Genomic DNA, 17,230 nt, shown 5'->3' with positions numbered 1-17,230 from the left:
ATTTTTTCGATCCCCTTCTCAAAGGGGAAAATCCGGAGATAAAGGCGAGCGCTTCGCTTCTTCAGAATCGATTCCGCCCCCTTCGCTACGTCTCGCCGCACCCCTGACCTAAGTACAAAAGAATATTCATCTTAATTAGGGATGTTGGTATTGAAAACAAAAATCTCATCTTGTTAGGTGAGTTGTTGTAATAGTAAGGCACGAGTAGCCTCTACTGATTTGCGGCTACCGGCTCCGTAAGCAAGTTGCCGCGAATATAAAACGTCATCGGATCGGTAATTTCTACTTGTACAAACGTACCGATCAGTTCTTTAGACCCTTCAAAATGCACCAACTTATTGCTGCGAGTACGCCCAGCCAGAACGGTCGAGTTGCGTTTACTCTCGCCTTCGACGAGCACTTCAACAATCTTGCCACGTTGCTGCTCGTTACTGCGCTGGCTGTACTCGTTCACCGTTTCGTTTAGGCGTTTCAGACGTTCTTTTTTCACTTCCATCGGTACATTATCTTCCATCACCGCTGCAGGTGTGCCTTCACGCGGAGAGTAGATGTACGTATAGGCAAAATCATAACCGACTTCGCGCACCAGTGAAAGTGTATCTTCAAACTGCTCATCTGTTTCACCAGGGAATCCCACAATGAAATCCGTTGTCAGAACCACGTCTGGGATCGCAGCTTTAATCTTCGCCGCCAGATTCAGATAGTGTTCCCGCGTATACTTACGGCTCATACGTTTGAGCACTTCCGTACTACCCGATTGCACTGGTAGATGGATATGCTCTACGAGATTGCCACCTTTAGCGAGTACCTCGATCAGATGATCATCGAAGTCGCGCGGGTGGCTTGTCGTAAAGCGTACGCGCGGTATGTCTATTTTGCGAATATCATCCATCAAGTCACCAAAAGTGTACTTCAGGTCCGTAAAGTCCTTACCATACGCATTCACATTCTGCCCTAGCAGTGTAATTTCCTTGAATCCCTGCCTAGCCAGTTCTCGCACTTCTGCAATCACGTCCTCTGGACGACGACTGCGTTCTTTCCCCCGGGTAAACGGCACAATGCAATATGTACAGAATTTGTCGCAGCCATACATAATGTTTACCCAGCCGCGCATGCCTTCCCGTTTCTTCGGCAGGTTCTCAATGATGTCGCCTTCCTTGGACCATACTTCAACAACCATCTCTTTACTGAAGAGGGCTTCCTGAATCAGGTGTGGCAGACGGTGTACATTGTGGGTACCAAAGATCATGTCGACGAAACCATGCTTCTGCATAATTCGGTTAACGACGCCCTCTTCCTGAGACATACATCCGCATACTCCAAGCAATAAGCCTGGGTTTTCCAGCTTCAGCGTTTTCAGATGGCCCAGTTCGCCAAATACCTTGTCTTCCGCATTTTCACGAATCGCACAAGTGTTAAGTAGAATGAGATCCGCAGCTTTACGATCTTCTGTAGCTTCATAACCCATCGTTTCCAGCAGACCTTTGATCGTTTCGGAGTCATGTTCATTCATCTGACATCCATAGGTGTATACGATATAATGCTTGCCTTTTCCGATCGTTTTCAGTTCATCGGGAACTGCAGTTTCATACAGAACCTGTATATCCTCTTTGCCCCTTTGTTTCTCCTGACGATGGTTCGGTTCCGCTTTGATATTAATCTCGCGTCCGCGAATTCTAATCTTTTTGCTGAATTCATCTTGCGAAATTACTTTGGCATCGGAGAAATCAAAATATTGGGAGTAATCCTTTTTTGAGTCTTTAGCCATTTCCTTCGGTCACTCCTTACAGCCTCTATTCATAAAAAACATTCATTTCATCTTGAAATACGCACGTTTGGTTCTTCATGCTTCAAAAGAGCATTACAGCAAATTATAACATGAATTGGGCTGTAGTTCCACAAGCAAACACGCCCGCTTTCGAATGGATTCCGCCGTTCAACTCCGTCTTTCTCACAAAAAAACCTGAGCACTCTGACTCACACAGTCCAAATGGACTGGCTTTGCCAGTGTACTCAGGTGTCCTACCCTTATATATAACCTTCATTCAACAGCTACTGCTGCGCTTGAAGGCCGCTTAAGGTTATTAATCGATGATTTCAGCGGTGTCGCCATTACGAGCGCCTGCTGCATTTGCTTCATCTGTATCGATGTGCATATCCAGTGCGAAAGAATCGGATACACGAGCCAGTACATTTTCGAGTACCAGGCCACGCTCTCCACCCAGACGGACTTTCAACATTTGTTTGTCTTCAATGCCCCAGTTTGCTGCATCGGAAGTATGGAAGTGGATATGACGAGCCGCAACGATTACACCTTTGTCGATTGTAACTTCGCCAGCTGGTCCTTTAATCGTGATTCCTGGTGTGCCTTCGATGCTTCCGGATTCACGTACAGGTGCTTTTACACCGATTGCAAAAGAATCCGTCATGGAGATTTCCAATTGTGTTTCTGGACGAACAGGTCCGAGGATACGCACTTTATCAAACTGCCCTTTCGAACCAATCACCGCTACCGTTTCGTTTGCAGCATATTGTCCGGGCTGGGACAGAGGTTTAAATTCAGTCAGTTCATAACCTTTGCCGAACAAAATGTCAACGTGCTCTTGGGATACATGAATGTGACGGGCAGATACGCCCACAGGTACTGTTTTACTCATCGTAAATTCACTCCTTGTTTATCTATGGCCTATAGACAGGCTCTTAACAATCCAAGTGGTATTATACTCCTTTTTATCATGAAATGAAAACAAACTATTGAAAATTCATGAAATACACTTATTTCTGCTGAATGTTATGCATTTCACAGCACATATCTTGAAAAAGTGAGATTTATTACATCTTTCTTTCTGCCTTTTTTTACTTTTCTTCCTACCCTTGTTCTTTGAATTCACTCACTTGTTTCAGTTTACCCTCTGGCAAGTGTTCCCCGAGATAACGCATCGCATTCCCCCATAACCAGCCTTGCACTAAAGCTTCGTCGTAGTGCTTCAGCAAAATCTCCGTCAGTTTTGGGTAACAACCCGCATGTTCCAGACCTTGAACTTTCGTCGAAATCCCGTCAAAATCAGACCCCATCATCAAATGATGAGCTCCGCCAAGCGCACAGATTTGTTCAATGTGTGGCAGCAAATCCTCTATTTGCACTTCATCCTCTTCTCGAACAAACCAAGGTACAAACGTCAAGCCAATACGTCCATCTCTCGCAACTATGGCCTGAATCTGGTCATCCTTCAAGTTACGTACATGCGGACATACGCTATAGCTGTTTGAATGTGAGGCTATGAAGGGACGTTCACTCAGATCGGCTAGTTCCCAGAAGCCTTTTTCCGATAAATGAGATACATCTAGCAGCAGCCCGATCCGATTGCAGAGACGTATCAGTTCCTTGCCTTTCTCTGTCAGACCCGCCCCCCGCTTTTCCATAATACCGTCCGCTGCCCAGTTGGCATGATTCCACGTAAGCCCAACTATGCGTACCCCCATCTGAAAACACAATTCCAGATAAAACAGGTTGCCCTCCAGTCCGTCCACGCCCTCCAGCGTGATAAGCCCCCATGGAGAGGTTTTCACCTCCTTTTGCAACTGTACTGTCTGTTCACGCCAGAGCAGTGTCTTGACCCCGCTGGAGCGCTGTGCGCTCTGTTCCACCTTTTTACGGTACAGTTCCAGTTGCCCCATCACATGTTCAAACTTCCCTCGGCCGAGCACTTCTGGCAAATAAATCGCAAACGCCTGTAGATGAACACCCCCTTCTTGCATACGCTGTAGATTGACATCCAGTTCGGGAACACTCTCAAAAGAAAGTTCGGGTTTCATCAGCAATTTGCTTAGTGCATCACAATGGAAATCAGCGATCCGCTGGCCTGTTCTCGGCATTCATACCCCTCCTGTTAACATATAATTAAACATTTCCGCTCCAATTCATTTGAAAAATAACGCAAAAAAACCTGTCTACTTCATTCGTAAACAGGCTCATGCATAACTTAATTCATGTATTATCTGGGCTCCACAATCAGCTTAATGGCCGTTCGGTCCTCACCGTCAATCACTATGTCTGTAAAAGCTGGAATACAAATCAGGTCAACTCCGCTTGGTGCTACAAATCCCCGGGCAATCGCTACCGCTTTAATGGCTTGGTTCAGTGCTCCCGCTCCAATTGCCTGCAGTTCAGCATTTCCACGTTCACGAAGAACTCCTGCAAGAGCGCCGGCTACAGAGTTAGGGTTGGACTTTGCTGAAACTTTTAATACATCCATGGTAAGTACCTCCCTGGGAATGTTGAAAGTTTGTTTCCACTTACTAGATGTTATTCGCGGGAGGCAAAAAAATTCCTTCTTTTTAGCAGGGTTTCACGGCAAAATGGGACAATGCCCCTATTCCATGCGCCACTCGTCTTCCATTAGACGGATTTTCTCGATCCGTGTGGCTGCTCCTGTAGACTCGTCAATATCCACGATCACACCATGAAAGTGCCATTTGCCATCATCTACAACAAAACGAACCGGAAGTTGGGTATAGAACTTACGTAACACCGCTTCGCGCTCCATGCCAAGGATACCGTCACGTGGGCCGACCATGCCTGCATCGGTCAAGTACGCAGTACCCCCAGGCAGAATACGTTCATCGTTGCTCTGTACGTGGGTATGTGTTCCTACAACGAAGGATGCTCGTCCATCGAGATGCCAGCCCATAGCGATCTTCTCCGACGTTGCTTCCGCGTGCATATCCACAAGAATACACTTATAGTCCCTACGTAGCTCATCCACAATCTCATCCGCTGCACGAAACGGACAATCAATAGCAGGCAAGAATGTTCTGCCTTGTAGATTCACGATCGCAAGTTCTTTACCTTCTCCTTTAACCACAGTATAACCTCGTCCAGGCGTGCCTGGTGGAAAGTTTGCCGGTCTGATCATGCGTGGCTCATCATCTATAAAATCAAAAATATCCTTATTGTCCCAAGTATGGTTGCCCAGCGTAATGCCATGCACACCCCAGTTAAAAAACTCATTGGCAATCGCGCCTGTAATCCCGCGTCCTGCCGCAGCATTCTCACCATTGACAATGATCACATGGGGTTTATATTTCGATTTCAGGTATGGCAAGTTCTCTTTAAGCGCTTTACGCCCTACGTTACCTACGATATCCCCAATAAACAAAACTTTCATGATTTGTTGCCTCCTCAATTCCTACATGGCTTATCAACAGGAAAAGTGGCCCACTGAAGCGGCCACTTTTCCAAAATGCTCTATTTTGCGTATTCAACCGCCCGGGTTTCCCGGATCACGGTGACTTTGATATGACCTGGATAGTCAAGTTCATTCTCAATCATCTTCGTAATGTCACGTGCGAGGCGGAAAGCTTCGGCATCATCAATCTTCTCAGGCTGCACCATGACACGAACTTCGCGGCCAGCTTGAATGGCGTATGATTTCTCTACACCTTCGAAGGATTCCGAAATCTCTTCCAACTTCTCCAGTCGCTTGATATACGTCTCCAGCGTTTCGCGGCGTGCACCTGGACGTGCTGCGGACAGCGCATCTGCTGCACCCACCAGCATCGCAATAACCGAAGTTGCTTCGCAGTCCCCGTGATGGGAAGCGATACTGTTGATAACTACTGGATGTTCCTTGTACTTCTTCGCCAGTTCCACGCCAATTTCGACGTGTGATCCTTCCACTTCGTGATCCAGCGCTTTACCGATGTCATGCAATAAACCTGCACGTCTTGCCAAAGTTACGTCTTCTCCAAGTTCTCCAGCCATCAGTCCTGCCAAATAAGCGACTTCCATCGAATGTTTCAGAACGTTCTGACCGTAGCTTGTACGGAACTTCAGGCGGCCCAGAATCTTGATAAGATCCGGGTGCAGACCATGCACGCCCACTTCAAAGGTAGCTTGCTCACCGTATTCACGGATGCGCTCATCCACTTCTTTACGTGATTTCTCCACCATTTCTTCAATACGCGCCGGGTGAATCCGTCCGTCTGCCACCAGTTTCTCCAGTGCAGTGCGGGCAATTTCACGACGAATCGGGTCAAAGCCCGACAGAATAACAGCTTCTGGCGTATCATCGATAATGAGGTCAATCCCGGTAAGGGTTTCAAGCGCACGGATGTTACGTCCTTCACGACCGATAATTCGGCCTTTCATTTCTTCATTAGGCAGTGTTACAACGGATACCGTTGTCTCTGCTACATGGTCAGCCGCACAGCGTTGGATGGCGAGTGTAATGATCTCGCGGGACTTTTTGTCCGCCTCTTCCTTCGCTTGCTGTTCAATGTCCTTGATCATTTGAGCCGTCTCATGACGGACTTCCTGTTCTACGTTGGACAGTATGATACTGCGTGCGTCTTCCATTGTGAGATTGGAGATTCGTTCAAGCTCCGTCACCTGGTTTTTGTAGATCATTTCGATCTGCTGCTGTGTTTCATCGATACGTTTCTCTTTGTTAGCCACTTGCTCTTCTTTACGTTCGAGTGATTCCAATTTTTTATCCAGCGACTCTTCTTTTTGCAACAATCGTCTCTCTTGTCGTTGAATTTCGTTCCGACGTTCACGAGTGTCCTTTTCAGCCTCGGCGCGAATGCGATGAATCTCGTCCTTCGCTTCGAGCACCGTTTCTTTCTTCAGTGCCTCTGCCTCTTTCTTCGCGTTCTCCACGATTTGTACGGCAGCTTGTTCCGCACTAGAGATTTTAGCCTCTGCAAGAGATTTGCGAATAAAATATCCGACTCCGAACCCAATAACGAGCGCGGCCACAACGAGAACGATCGTGATAGCGATTTCGCCCATACTGTTCACCTCCTCGTTGGTTCCTCCAAGGCACTCCTTGGGTCAACTTTTCTGTTTTCATACTTTACATATGTTTGGGAATAACGAATACTCACGGCGATCCCCCGCCGATTTTCATTTCACATGTACATGACTACATGTACTATTCACCGTATCCAGTGAACCCATAATTAAGAATGGTATAAATCTGTAGAAACCGAAACCGCTTTTTTGGAAGGAAAAAGGGTTGTCCTTTTCTTAACAGACTCATGTCCATTTTAGTATTTGACGAAAGAAATTGTCAAGAGAATGCAGTATTGTTAGTCTTCGCGTCTAGTCCCATAACAATGCGTCATCATCTTCGGCATCTTCTGCCCCATCCTCTTCTATTAAACGATTCACAACCCGGCGCACCAAATCCATGCTAAAACCGCGTCGTATCAAGAAAGGGAACGTTTTACGTTTCTTCTCCTGCACGTCCCCTCGAACTTGTTTCCACTTCTTACGGCCAGCTGTTAATGCGGTGTCGAATTCTGCATCTGCACTCACATCATCCAGTACCTCCGCAATAAGTTCATTCGTAATGCCTTTTTGACGCAATTCTTGTCTAATCCACAGTTTTCCCTTCCGTTGCCCCTCCATACGCTGTCTTGTCCATTCCTTGGCAAACAGGTCATCATCGACAAGCTTTTCTTGCTCAAGCCGATCGAGGACCTCTTCAATAATTGGTGCCGCGAACTCCTTTTGCTTTAGCTTTTGCCGCAATTCATGACGTGTCCGCTGCTTAAACTCCAAGAAACGCAGTGACTGCACGTACGTCCTCTGCCGTTCATCCGCAACGATGATTTCCTCTAGATCTTTCTTCATAAAGATGTTACCACGCGTCATTCTATACTTGATCATTACATCTTCCAAAACCGTAAGAGAATAGTTACCAAACGAAATCCGATAGCGTGCTTCACGACTTTTAGTTCGCTCCACCAAGGTTATAATAAGTTCTTCATCGTCTGGAAATTGAGAGATGCCGTTTAATTCTGCTTCTTCATGCAAATCTTCATCATGTGTATCATATCCATACTGATTTTGGTGATGCTTCACTACGATACTCACGCTCCCAATGGATTGTATTTTGGCTCAAAAGTACTTCCCCTTTGCCAACTCTTAATATGATTCAGATATAGCTTAGGTCATATATGGCATAGATGCTAACAGCCTCTGTCCGGAATGGACAGAGGCTGTTAGCATCGCGAGAAACCAATCCTATTTAACTAGATAAGCTCAGTACTCGCTTAATATAAGTTTTATGTCAGGTCAGAAGAAGGAAGACCTCTCCCCGTACAGAAAGATTACTCATTAATCTCGAATAATTCCTGTTCCTCAGCCGCTTCTTTTTCTTGCTCTTCACTTGTCGGTGCAGGAACCGCCGTCGTCAAATTGCTAGCTTCACGAATTCTCTGCTCAATCGTATCTGCAATTTCTTTATGTTCTTTCATAAATTGCTTCGCGTTCTCACGACCTTGTCCTAAACGTTCGCCTTCGTAAGAATACCAGGCACCACTTTTGTTGACGATATCCAGCTCTGTACCGATATCAATGATACTTCCTTCTCTGGAAATACCTTCACCGTACATGATATCAACTTCTGCTTGTTTGAACGGAGGTGCCACTTTGTTTTTCACAACTTTAATACGGGTACGGTTACCCGTAATGTCATTACCCGATTTGATGCTCTCAATACGACGAACATCCAGACGAACTGTTGAATAGAACTTCAACGCACGACCACCTGGTGTTGTTTCCGGGTTACCAAACATAACGCCAACTTTCTCACGAAGCTGGTTGATGAAGATGGCAATTGTTTTGGATTTGCTGATCGCACCAGACAATTTACGAAGTGCCTGTGACATCAAACGAGCCTGCAAACCTACGTGGGAATCACCCATTTCCCCTTCAATCTCTGCTTTTGGTACAAGGGCTGCTACAGAGTCAATAACAATGATGTCTACTGCACCACTTCGTACGAGAGCTTCGGCGATCTCCAATCCTTGCTCTCCTGTATCCGGTTGGGACAAGAGCAATTCATCAATATTAACGCCTAGTTTGCTTGCATAATTCGGATCAAGCGCATGCTCGGCATCGATAAATGCTGCTTGTCCACCCACACGTTGAACTTCAGCAATGGCATGCAATGCCACAGTTGTTTTACCTGAAGACTCAGGTCCATATATTTCAACAATACGGCCTTTAGGCAAGCCGCCTGTTCCTAATGCAATATCCAAAGCCAAAGATCCGCTGGGAATAATTTCCACATTCATGTGAGTTGACTCACCCAGTTTCATGATGGAACCTTTACCAAATTGCTTCTCTATTTGACGGAGCGCCATATCAAGCGCAGCACGACGGTCTGACAATAAACTCACACCCTTTACTGTTTATAATATAATGATACCTTGTTTTAACTCGTTTGCCAAGCTTTTTTTCGAACATACATTCGTTTTTTTATTCAGGCCGAGGCGCCTCTTCCTCACAAAAATAAACAAAAAATAGAAAAAGAACCGTAAACAAGGCTGTTTAAGCCACATTTTACGGTTCTTCCGTCTCTACTCATTATACTTCCTCAATTATGCAAATGCAATCTGTTACGCAACTCTCAATCAATAGCGACCAATTTTTTCCACAGTCGATACAGAATCGCTTTTGCCGAGCGAATGCGGACCGTTTCGCGATTACCATTAATCCGGAGTTCATGAATTTCAGTATCTTTACCACGCTCAGCCAATGCAATAAATACAAGTCCAGGCGGTTTACGTTCCGAATACCCTGGACCGGCTACTCCGGTTATAGCCAAACCGAAATCAGCATCGCCGATCATACGGACTTGCTCAGCAAGAACCTTTGCCACCTCTGGACTAACTGCGCCTGGCGCATCTTCACCCTCCAGGTAACTATGCGGCACATTTAGCAGTTTTTCTTTGATTTCATTGGAATAACATACGATGCCGCCTTTCAGCATGGATGCACTTCCCGGTACGGAAGTAAGGCTCTGCATAACAAGCCCTCCTGTGCAGCTTTCGGCTGCACTCAAGGTCAGTCCCATATCAGACATCATGGTAACAATCGTGTACTCTATAGGCACATCCTCGTTAGCGTACAGGTGTTCAGACAAACGTTCACGGATCTGGACCTCCATCGCATCCAGCTTCAGCTTGGCTTCTCCTTCGCTTGGAGCCTTGGTAGAGACACGCACAGTCACTTCCCCTTCACTCGCGTAAGGAGCGATTGTAGGGTCTGTCTGCCCGTCAATGAGATCAAGCAATCGATCTTCCAGTGCGGATTCACCAATGCCTGCGAATTTCAGCATACGTGAATAAATCGGCATTTCTTCTGTAAGAGCATGCTGGAGCAACCAAGGCTTTACTTCCTGCTCAAACATTGGAATCAGTTCCTTTGGAGGACCAGGCATCACAATATAATATTTTTCGTTATCCGCAATCGCGTTGCCGGCAGCAAGTCCCGTTTCATTCGCCAGAGGAGTTCCATCCTCAATGACGATGGCTTGGCGACGATTATTTTCCGTCATCTCCACATTACGATCCCGGAAAAAACCTTCGATTTTATCCATAGCCATGCGGTCGATATGCAGCTTCCGGTTGAGTACAGCAGCCAGCGCGTCTTTGGTCAGATCATCCTGTGTTGGACCGATTCCGCCAGAAAATAAAATAATGTCTGCGCGTCCCTGCGCGATGCGTATGGCTTCACTAAGCCGATTCAGATTATCTCCAACTACCGTCTGAAAATATACGTCGATCCCCATTGCAGCAAGTTCTCGGGAAAGGTATCTGGCATTCGTATTTACGATCTGTCCAAGCAACAGTTCTGTTCCAACTGCGATAATCTCTGCCTTCATTCCAGCTTCCTCCTGTGCACATGTTGAGTAGTCAAAGGGCAATAGGATAAATTCCTATTGCCCTTTGACCCGATGAGTCTTTCATCATTACCCATTCCAGCATAAATCATTACGCTTTTGATAAATGAAGCAAGTTTTTGTTTTTGATGAAGTAGTCAATTCCGGACCAGATCGTAATCAGAGCAGCTGCCCATACCGCGATCTCATCAACATGAATGCCTGTGTATGAGAACGGAAAATTGTTCAGCAGCATCAAAACAATCGCTACGATCTGCACTACCGTCTTCAGTTTGCCCCAAGCACTCGCAGCAACAACCGAACCGTCCAGCAAAGCAATCTGGCGTAGACCGGTCACGGCAAATTCACGGCTAATAATAACGACTGCAATCCATGAATCCAGCTTGCCCATTTGAACCAGTGAAATCAGAACAGCGGTAACGAGCAGCTTGTCTGCCAGAGGATCCAGCAGTTTGCCCAGATTGGTAACCATGTTGTTTTTCCTTGCAAGATAGCCGTCTATTCCATCCGTGCTTGCAGCAACGATAAAAATAAAAGCAGCAATTAACTGATTATACGGAAGCGTAAAGCTTCCAAGATGCAACGGCTCTGGATAAAACGGAAAATCCACCAGCAGGAACACCATCAAAAAAGGGATTAAGCAAATTCGTGCAAGCGTAATCCGGTTGGGTAAATTCACAAGACGCCCTCCCTTTGTATCCTTCATTACTTCAAACATTCATCTTAATCCCGTATTCATCATCTGAAGCAAAGAATGAACGTTTGAACCGTCGACTTGTATTTACAAGAAAGCCTATGTAGAAACGCAAAAAATAAAGTCTCCCGCTCAAACGCAAAACCGCTTTTAAACGCTCCGGTGACTTCCAGAAGTGTACTGCTTTTCACAAAGTCAGCAAACGATGAAGACTGGACTTGATGTATGACTGCCAGCAATGCACATTCAGTATAATATACGTACCAATACAGTGTCAAAAGGACATTGTTGCCCAAAAATTCTTATTTAAAGTTGGTATATTGCAGATCCAGCGGCAAGTTAGCTCCATTAAGCAATTGCATAACGGCTTGCAGATCGTTTTTGCTTTTTCCAGTCACCCGAAGTTGATCGCCCTGAATCTGACTCTTCACCTTCAGTTTGGAATCACGAATGAGAATATTAATTTTTTTGGCGACATCCTGATCAATTCCCTGTTTGAAATTCAAACGCTGGCGAACCGTACCAGAAGAAGCCGGCTCTACTTTACCATAATCCATGTTTTTCAGCGGAAGCCCACGCTTTGCCATTTTGGATTGCAGAACCTCAATAACAGCTTTTAATTTGGTCTCATCATCAGACACAATCGTTAGAGCATCTTTTTCCAGTTTCAGGCTGCTTTTGCTGCCCTTGAAATCATAACGGGCACCAATTTCCTTTTCCGTTTGTGTAACGGCATTGGTCAATTCCTGCAAGTCCATTTTGGACACAATATCAAATGAATTTTCTGAACTCAAACCGAGTCACCCTTTCAGTTAATCATATGTTCTGTAACATTATAGAGTAAACTTCAAGCAAAAGTCTAATTTTAGCTATGCCTACCCATAGAAAAAAGCATTTTTGGTGTACCTTCTGGTCACCAAAAATGCTTGCTGGTTCAACTGCCTCTAATACCGGCTACGGTCAGGCTGCCTGAACATATCGAGCACACCGAGTACGATATGCGCAAGTCCAAAGCCCAATATTCCGTAGCCCCAGGCATTTGGAGTCAGGTAATAACCCAGGAGGCTGACAATGATCCCTAAACCGGTTACGATCCAGCTGACTGTCACGGCCTTCCACCTCACTTCACCATAAGTTGACTGCAATTGAAGACGAGTTTATTGTCCCCTGCAGTCAACCAGGTTATTCGTTGCTGGTGCTTCCGCCGCCATCAGAGGAGTCACTGTTCGTTGTCCCAGCCATTCCTTCAGTTCCCGTGGAAGAAGCTGTGCTGTCTGAGTCCAGTTTAAGACGAATGCGGTTGGTTGCTTTGCCATCCGTCACGACTTGACCGCCAACATCAATTGTCGTTGCTGCCGCATATCCGGACTTAATGTACATTCCTGTACTATCCAAAGTAAATGTAAACGTGTCACCGTCGGCTGTATTACCATACTGGAGCTTCTCACCGCTGGAATTCTCGCCTTTATATACCTCAAGCCAGCTGTTCCCTGTCGCCTTGATCGTTACGGTTACAGGCTGACCTGCGCTTCCGCTAACTTTAAAGTTTGTGATATTGCCCGATTTTCCATCCTCTGAAACTGTAACCGATCCAGGTGTGCTTGGCGGTGCTTCCTCTTGGTTCTCACCTGTTTGGCCATCCGTCTGTCCGTCAGTTTGTCCATCGGTTTGACCGTTATTTTGCTCACCGGTCTGACCATTCGCTTCACTACCGCCACCGTTTCCACCAGCCTCACCTTTACCGGTATCCTTAGACCCCGAATCCGTTACAGGCGGTGTCGCCGCTTGCCCGTTGTCGGACGACGGATCAGGTTTGTCATTAGCAGGTTTCTGACTGTCTGTGATTTTCGTTTCATCCAGCCCTTGTGGGTTGGTATCATCGCCCTTGTTGTTTGCCATATATATATACAAAAGAACGAAGATCAAAATAGGAAATGTCCACATTAGAGCAACCGACATCCAGCGATTACTCCGTTCCACCGGTCGGTTGGAGCGCTTCTGGATCACTGGCTCCATCGTCGCTTCCGTAGCCTCTGCGGGTACGTCCTTTTTATGTCCTTCCAGCAGCTCATCTGGATTCAGTCCCACTGTTTCCGCATAGGTTTTAATAAATGCACGCACATAGAAGCTACCAGGCAGCACTTTATAGTCCCCTGCTTCTATAGCCTCCAAATACCTCTTGCGAATTTTAGTCATTTCCTGTACATCGTCGAGACTCATCCCTTTTTGCAGCCGGGCCTCTCTTAACTGCTGACCCAGTTCAGACATGCCATCTCCTCCTTATGTTTATCTCTTCAGTTGTTGCTGATCTATTCCATGATGCCGTACGGAGCTTTACAGTTCGTCGGTGTAGCTTGCCGTAAACGTATCATAAATAATTTCTTCATTAGGATTATTGCGCAATTCAATAATAATATCAAAATCATTGTAATCATATTCGGATTCCTGTACAAAGATATCCGGGTGCTCAATAACCTTGGTGCTTGGCATCGACATGATGTCCTGCAATAGGTTGTAATGTCTTTCACTGGAGCGAATTGTGCTGACAATTCCATCAATGATAAATACATTGTTGGGATTCAATTCGTCTTCGGACATCTGGCTACGGATCGTTTGACGAAGAAGTGTAGAGGATACAAAAGTCCACCGTTTCATGGCACACACACTACCCGCAATGATTGACTCTGTTTTGCCAACCCGTGGCATACCACGCAAGCCGATAACCTGATTGCCTTCTCTTTTAAATACTTCACCCAAAAAATCAACAAGTAACCCAAGTTCGTCACGAGTAAAACGAAATGTTTTTCGATCATCCGAATCGCGGTCGATATACCTGCCGTGACGTACAGCAAGAATATCAACCAATTTCGGTTGACGCAGTGCCGATACGGTAATGCTGTTGACTTTACCAAGCATTTCGCCAAGCAGACGGATTTTCTCGTCATCGTCTGATTCGAGCAGCATCCCCCGTGTTTTGCCTTCCACACCGTTGATGGTCAATATATTGACTTCAAGCATCCCCAGCATAGAGGCGATATCCCCCAAAAGACCAGGTCTGTTCTTATGTATTTTATATTCCATATACCATTGTTTAGTTTCCATATATACACCCCGTAATGCATTATTCCACATTATTCGACAACATCCGAACGTGTCCATTGGACGCTATTTCGGGTCATCTTCTAAAAATGGGTCACGTTAATGATATATAAAATGAAAATGAATTACAAGAACAGCTCTGTAATCCGTTTGTAATCATTAGAGAAAAGCCCCCTTGCGGGAGCTCTTCATCTCTTGCCTTATGCGTTTTGTTTGGCCAATTTGACCATCAGGCACGCAATCGTACGACGCTCATCCGCATCGCCGACATCCCATAGTTCCTTCAATGCTCGGTTGGAATGGTTCGCAGGATCAACTTTCTCATCAAGAAAGTCACCGATTTCGTATGCAAGTTTGTTGATGGTCTCTTCACTCATTCCCATCCGCTCAGCTTGCAATACGCGATCGCCCAAGAACTTCTTCCATGTGTCAAAGTTGGAAACCACTGTTTTGTCTGTTGACATGATAAATCCTCCTTGGCTGACGCATGAGATTTAAAATCAACAGTTGTAATATGTGCTTCCGGGACATTTTATATACGAGCTTTCTAAATAAATCACGACTACATGTCCAAGTGAGAACGCTTTTGCTCTCCCATTTCACTCATAAGCCATATCAGATCCGAAACGTGTTCAAACAAAATTAGGTCAGCCAGCCTCCATTGGGGCTAATAATCTGTCCATTGATGTAACCCGACTCGGGCAGCGCGAGAAAATAAACCAGTGACGAAATCTCATCCGGCTGCGCCAAACGACCCGCAGGAATCTCTTCCTCCAGCATCTTCAGTTCACTCTGGTCCAAGTGGTCTAACATCGTCGTTTGAACCGCACCAGGGGCAACGGCATTCACCGTAACTCCGGAGGGGGCAAGCTCTTTCGCAAGTGCCTTCGTGAAGGCATTTACCCCGCCCTTGGTTGTGGAATACAGCACTTCACAAGAAGCGCCAGATAACCCCCAGATGGACGACACATTAATGATTCGACCGTATCTTTGGGAGATCATATGAGGCATCATCTCTTGTGTGCATAGAAAAGTACCTTTCAAATTAATCGCCATCACTTCATCCCAGATTTCTTCTGTCACATCCGCAAGCAAACCATAGTGAGATATGCCTGCGTTGTTCACAAGAATATCCGGAAGCAGATCATGAGAAGCTAGCTTCTCCCGCATGCGCTGAATCTGTTCCCGGCTACGAAGATCTGCTGAAACCGTCATAATGCGTCCGCTTCCCTGCTCCATACAACGTCTTGCCGCTTCATTGGCCGCTTCATGAGACTTCATGTAGTGCAACACCACATTCATGCCTACACGCGCAAATCGCTCTGCAATTGCAGCTCCTATGCCTCCGCTTGCACCGGTAACCAGAACTGTCATTTCCCCTATAGCTTTCACGATCGTTCCCCCCCATACTTCACTCTTGCTCATTAAAAGCTTCAAAATGTCCGGTTCCCTCTCCAGATCACGGATTTACAACGAGCGATACCGCCAACTGATCCCAGCGAATATGCTCTTTCAACCGATGATTCACATCTTGCAGTGTAATCGCTTCATATAGCGATATCATATTGAAAAAGTCACCGCCACGGAATTGCTGACGTGTGAATTCATTCGCAATGTTTTCAGGTGAATTAAGCATTCTTAAATAACCACCGATTTTCTTTTTGCGCGCACGCTCAAAATCGGAAGCATCAAATCCTTTTTGCTTAATCGCTTCGACTTCTTCGCGTATCCGTTTCAACAATTGATCCGGGTCTTTCGTATCCCCACCAACCGCAGAGAAAGCATATTGCGGCGAACTGATATAGTCATGCCCAAAACTGTCCGAGATCAGATCTTCATCATACAACTTCTGAAACAGACGTGTGCTGGAACCAAACAACAGATCCATCATCAGCTGCGTAGTTGTGTCCCGGCGCAAAAGCTCCTCACCTGTAAGTCCAACATCCGTTTCTTTAAATCCAAACAAACATTTCGGCAGCGAAACAGATAACTTCACCTCACGTCTTGCCTCTGCAACTTGGTTAGGCTCCGGCTCAAAAAAGCGCTGAATTTGCCCCTGAGGTTCAACATTTTTCTTCTCCTGATTGGAACGAATCATGCTAATGACCTGCTCCGGATCAACGCCGCCGACAACAAACAAGAGCATGTTACTTGGGTGATAAAATGTGTTATAACACGTATACAACGTTTCTTTGGTGATCGTATTAATCGATTGGACCGTGCCCGCAATGTCGATATGCACCGGATGTTTTTGATACATTGCTTCAATCAATCCGAAATAAACACGCCAGTCTGGATTATCGGCATACATATTAATTTCTTGTTCAATGATCCCTTTCTCTTTATCGACATTTTGATCTGTGAAATACGGATTTTGCACAAAATCAACTAATGTTTGTATATTTTCGATTATATTTTCTGTCGCTGAAAACAAATAAACGGTCTGATCAAAACTAGTGAATGCGTTCGCAGAAGCACCATGAGAAGCAAATGTTGCAAAAATATCACCCGTAGGCTCTTCAAACATTTTATGCTCCAGGAAATGAGCAATACCGTCCGGAACCTTCACCTCGGCCTGTCCTTCCACCTTAAAGTGATTATCCACTGACCCGTATTTTGTTGCAAACGTAGCATATGTTTTCTGGAAACCTGGTTTGGGCAAAACATAAACCTGCAGTCCATTATCCATTACTTCGTAATATAACGTTTCCTGCAGATGTTCATAGTGAATGCTCTCCAC

Annotated in this window: 17 protein-coding genes; all 17 read right to left on the bottom strand. The window is 45.7% G+C overall.

Translation table 11 applies throughout. The features are described 5' to 3' along the window. Window positions 1-211 precede the first annotated feature (211 nt). The 17 genes from miaB to yfmH all read right to left on the bottom strand — a co-directional run bounded on the left by miaB (window position 212) and on the right by yfmH (window position 17,230). Complete coding sequence (gene miaB / locus AC1VYS_RS11570; protein ID WP_482914347.1) at window positions 212-1,768, bottom strand: tRNA (N6-isopentenyl adenosine(37)-C2)-methylthiotransferase MiaB; 1,557 nt, start codon at window positions 1,766-1,768, stop codon at window positions 212-214. A 316-nt stretch (window positions 1,769-2,084) separates the two neighbouring features. Beyond that, window positions 2,085-2,657, bottom strand: coding sequence for a phosphate propanoyltransferase (pduL, locus tag AC1VYS_RS11565; RefSeq protein ID WP_445644926.1), 573 nt, complete (start codon window positions 2,655-2,657; stop codon window positions 2,085-2,087). A gap of 211 nt (window positions 2,658-2,868) precedes the next feature. Beyond that, window positions 2,869-3,876, bottom strand: a complete 1,008-nt coding sequence (locus AC1VYS_RS11560) for a dipeptidase (protein WP_482914346.1) — start codon at window positions 3,874-3,876, stop codon at window positions 2,869-2,871. A 119-nt stretch (window positions 3,877-3,995) separates the two neighbouring features. Continuing rightward, window positions 3,996-4,256 carry a stage V sporulation protein S gene (locus AC1VYS_RS11555; RefSeq protein WP_007430104.1) on the bottom strand — a complete coding sequence of 87 codons (261 nt, stop codon included), beginning with the start codon at window positions 4,254-4,256 and terminating at the stop codon, window positions 3,996-3,998. A 117-nt stretch (window positions 4,257-4,373) separates the two neighbouring features. Next, a complete protein-coding gene (locus AC1VYS_RS11550; protein ID WP_482914345.1) occupies window positions 4,374-5,168 on the bottom strand; it encodes a TIGR00282 family metallophosphoesterase in 795 nt (264 codons plus the stop codon). Between the two features lie 80 nt (window positions 5,169-5,248). Further along, window positions 5,249-6,793 carry a ribonuclease Y gene (gene rny, locus AC1VYS_RS11545; protein WP_434751629.1) on the bottom strand — a complete coding sequence of 515 codons (1,545 nt, stop codon included), beginning with the start codon at window positions 6,791-6,793 and terminating at the stop codon, window positions 5,249-5,251. A 312-nt stretch (window positions 6,794-7,105) separates the two neighbouring features. Further along, window positions 7,106-7,870, bottom strand: a complete 765-nt coding sequence (locus AC1VYS_RS11540; RefSeq protein ID WP_482934510.1) for a regulatory protein RecX — start codon at window positions 7,868-7,870, stop codon at window positions 7,106-7,108. A gap of 248 nt (window positions 7,871-8,118) precedes the next feature. Further along, the gene (recA, locus tag AC1VYS_RS11535) at window positions 8,119-9,183 is read right to left on the bottom strand and encodes a recombinase RecA (protein WP_482914344.1); all 1,065 of its coding nucleotides are present in this window, start codon (window positions 9,181-9,183) and stop codon (window positions 8,119-8,121) included. A 239-nt stretch (window positions 9,184-9,422) separates the two neighbouring features. Then, a complete protein-coding gene (locus tag AC1VYS_RS11530; RefSeq protein WP_482914343.1) occupies window positions 9,423-10,679 on the bottom strand; it encodes a competence/damage-inducible protein A in 1,257 nt (418 codons plus the stop codon). Window positions 10,680-10,788: 109 nt separating this feature from the next. Continuing rightward, complete coding sequence (gene pgsA, locus AC1VYS_RS11525; protein WP_482914342.1) at window positions 10,789-11,376, bottom strand: CDP-diacylglycerol--glycerol-3-phosphate 3-phosphatidyltransferase; 588 nt, start codon at window positions 11,374-11,376, stop codon at window positions 10,789-10,791. A 317-nt stretch (window positions 11,377-11,693) separates the two neighbouring features. Then, a complete protein-coding gene (locus AC1VYS_RS11520) occupies window positions 11,694-12,185 on the bottom strand; it encodes a YajQ family cyclic di-GMP-binding protein (protein ID WP_482914341.1) in 492 nt (163 codons plus the stop codon). A 150-nt stretch (window positions 12,186-12,335) separates the two neighbouring features. Beyond that, the gene (locus tag AC1VYS_RS11515; RefSeq protein WP_434751633.1) at window positions 12,336-12,500 is read right to left on the bottom strand and encodes a hypothetical protein; all 165 of its coding nucleotides are present in this window, start codon (window positions 12,498-12,500) and stop codon (window positions 12,336-12,338) included. Window positions 12,501-12,573: 73 nt separating this feature from the next. Then, window positions 12,574-13,659, bottom strand: coding sequence for a RodZ domain-containing protein (locus AC1VYS_RS11510; protein ID WP_482914340.1), 1,086 nt, complete (start codon window positions 13,657-13,659; stop codon window positions 12,574-12,576). Between the two features lie 66 nt (window positions 13,660-13,725). Beyond that, window positions 13,726-14,493 carry a DUF3388 domain-containing protein gene (locus AC1VYS_RS11505; RefSeq protein ID WP_090923944.1) on the bottom strand — a complete coding sequence of 256 codons (768 nt, stop codon included), beginning with the start codon at window positions 14,491-14,493 and terminating at the stop codon, window positions 13,726-13,728. A gap of 197 nt (window positions 14,494-14,690) precedes the next feature. Then, complete coding sequence (locus tag AC1VYS_RS11500; protein WP_090923814.1) at window positions 14,691-14,954, bottom strand: DUF3243 domain-containing protein; 264 nt, start codon at window positions 14,952-14,954, stop codon at window positions 14,691-14,693. A gap of 178 nt (window positions 14,955-15,132) precedes the next feature. Beyond that, window positions 15,133-15,915, bottom strand: a complete 783-nt coding sequence (gene ymfI, locus AC1VYS_RS11495; protein ID WP_482914339.1) for an elongation factor P 5-aminopentanone reductase — start codon at window positions 15,913-15,915, stop codon at window positions 15,133-15,135. Window positions 15,916-15,949: 34 nt separating this feature from the next. After that, on the bottom strand, window positions 15,950-17,230 hold the full coding sequence (gene yfmH, locus AC1VYS_RS11490) for an EF-P 5-aminopentanol modification-associated protein YfmH (RefSeq protein ID WP_482914338.1): 1,281 nt from the start codon (window positions 17,228-17,230) through the stop codon (window positions 15,950-15,952).

This window comes from Paenibacillus sp. G34, from assembly GCF_056856875.1.
The sequence above is the reverse complement of the archived record's forward strand: the minus strand, read 5'-3'. Positions and strand labels throughout refer to the sequence as shown.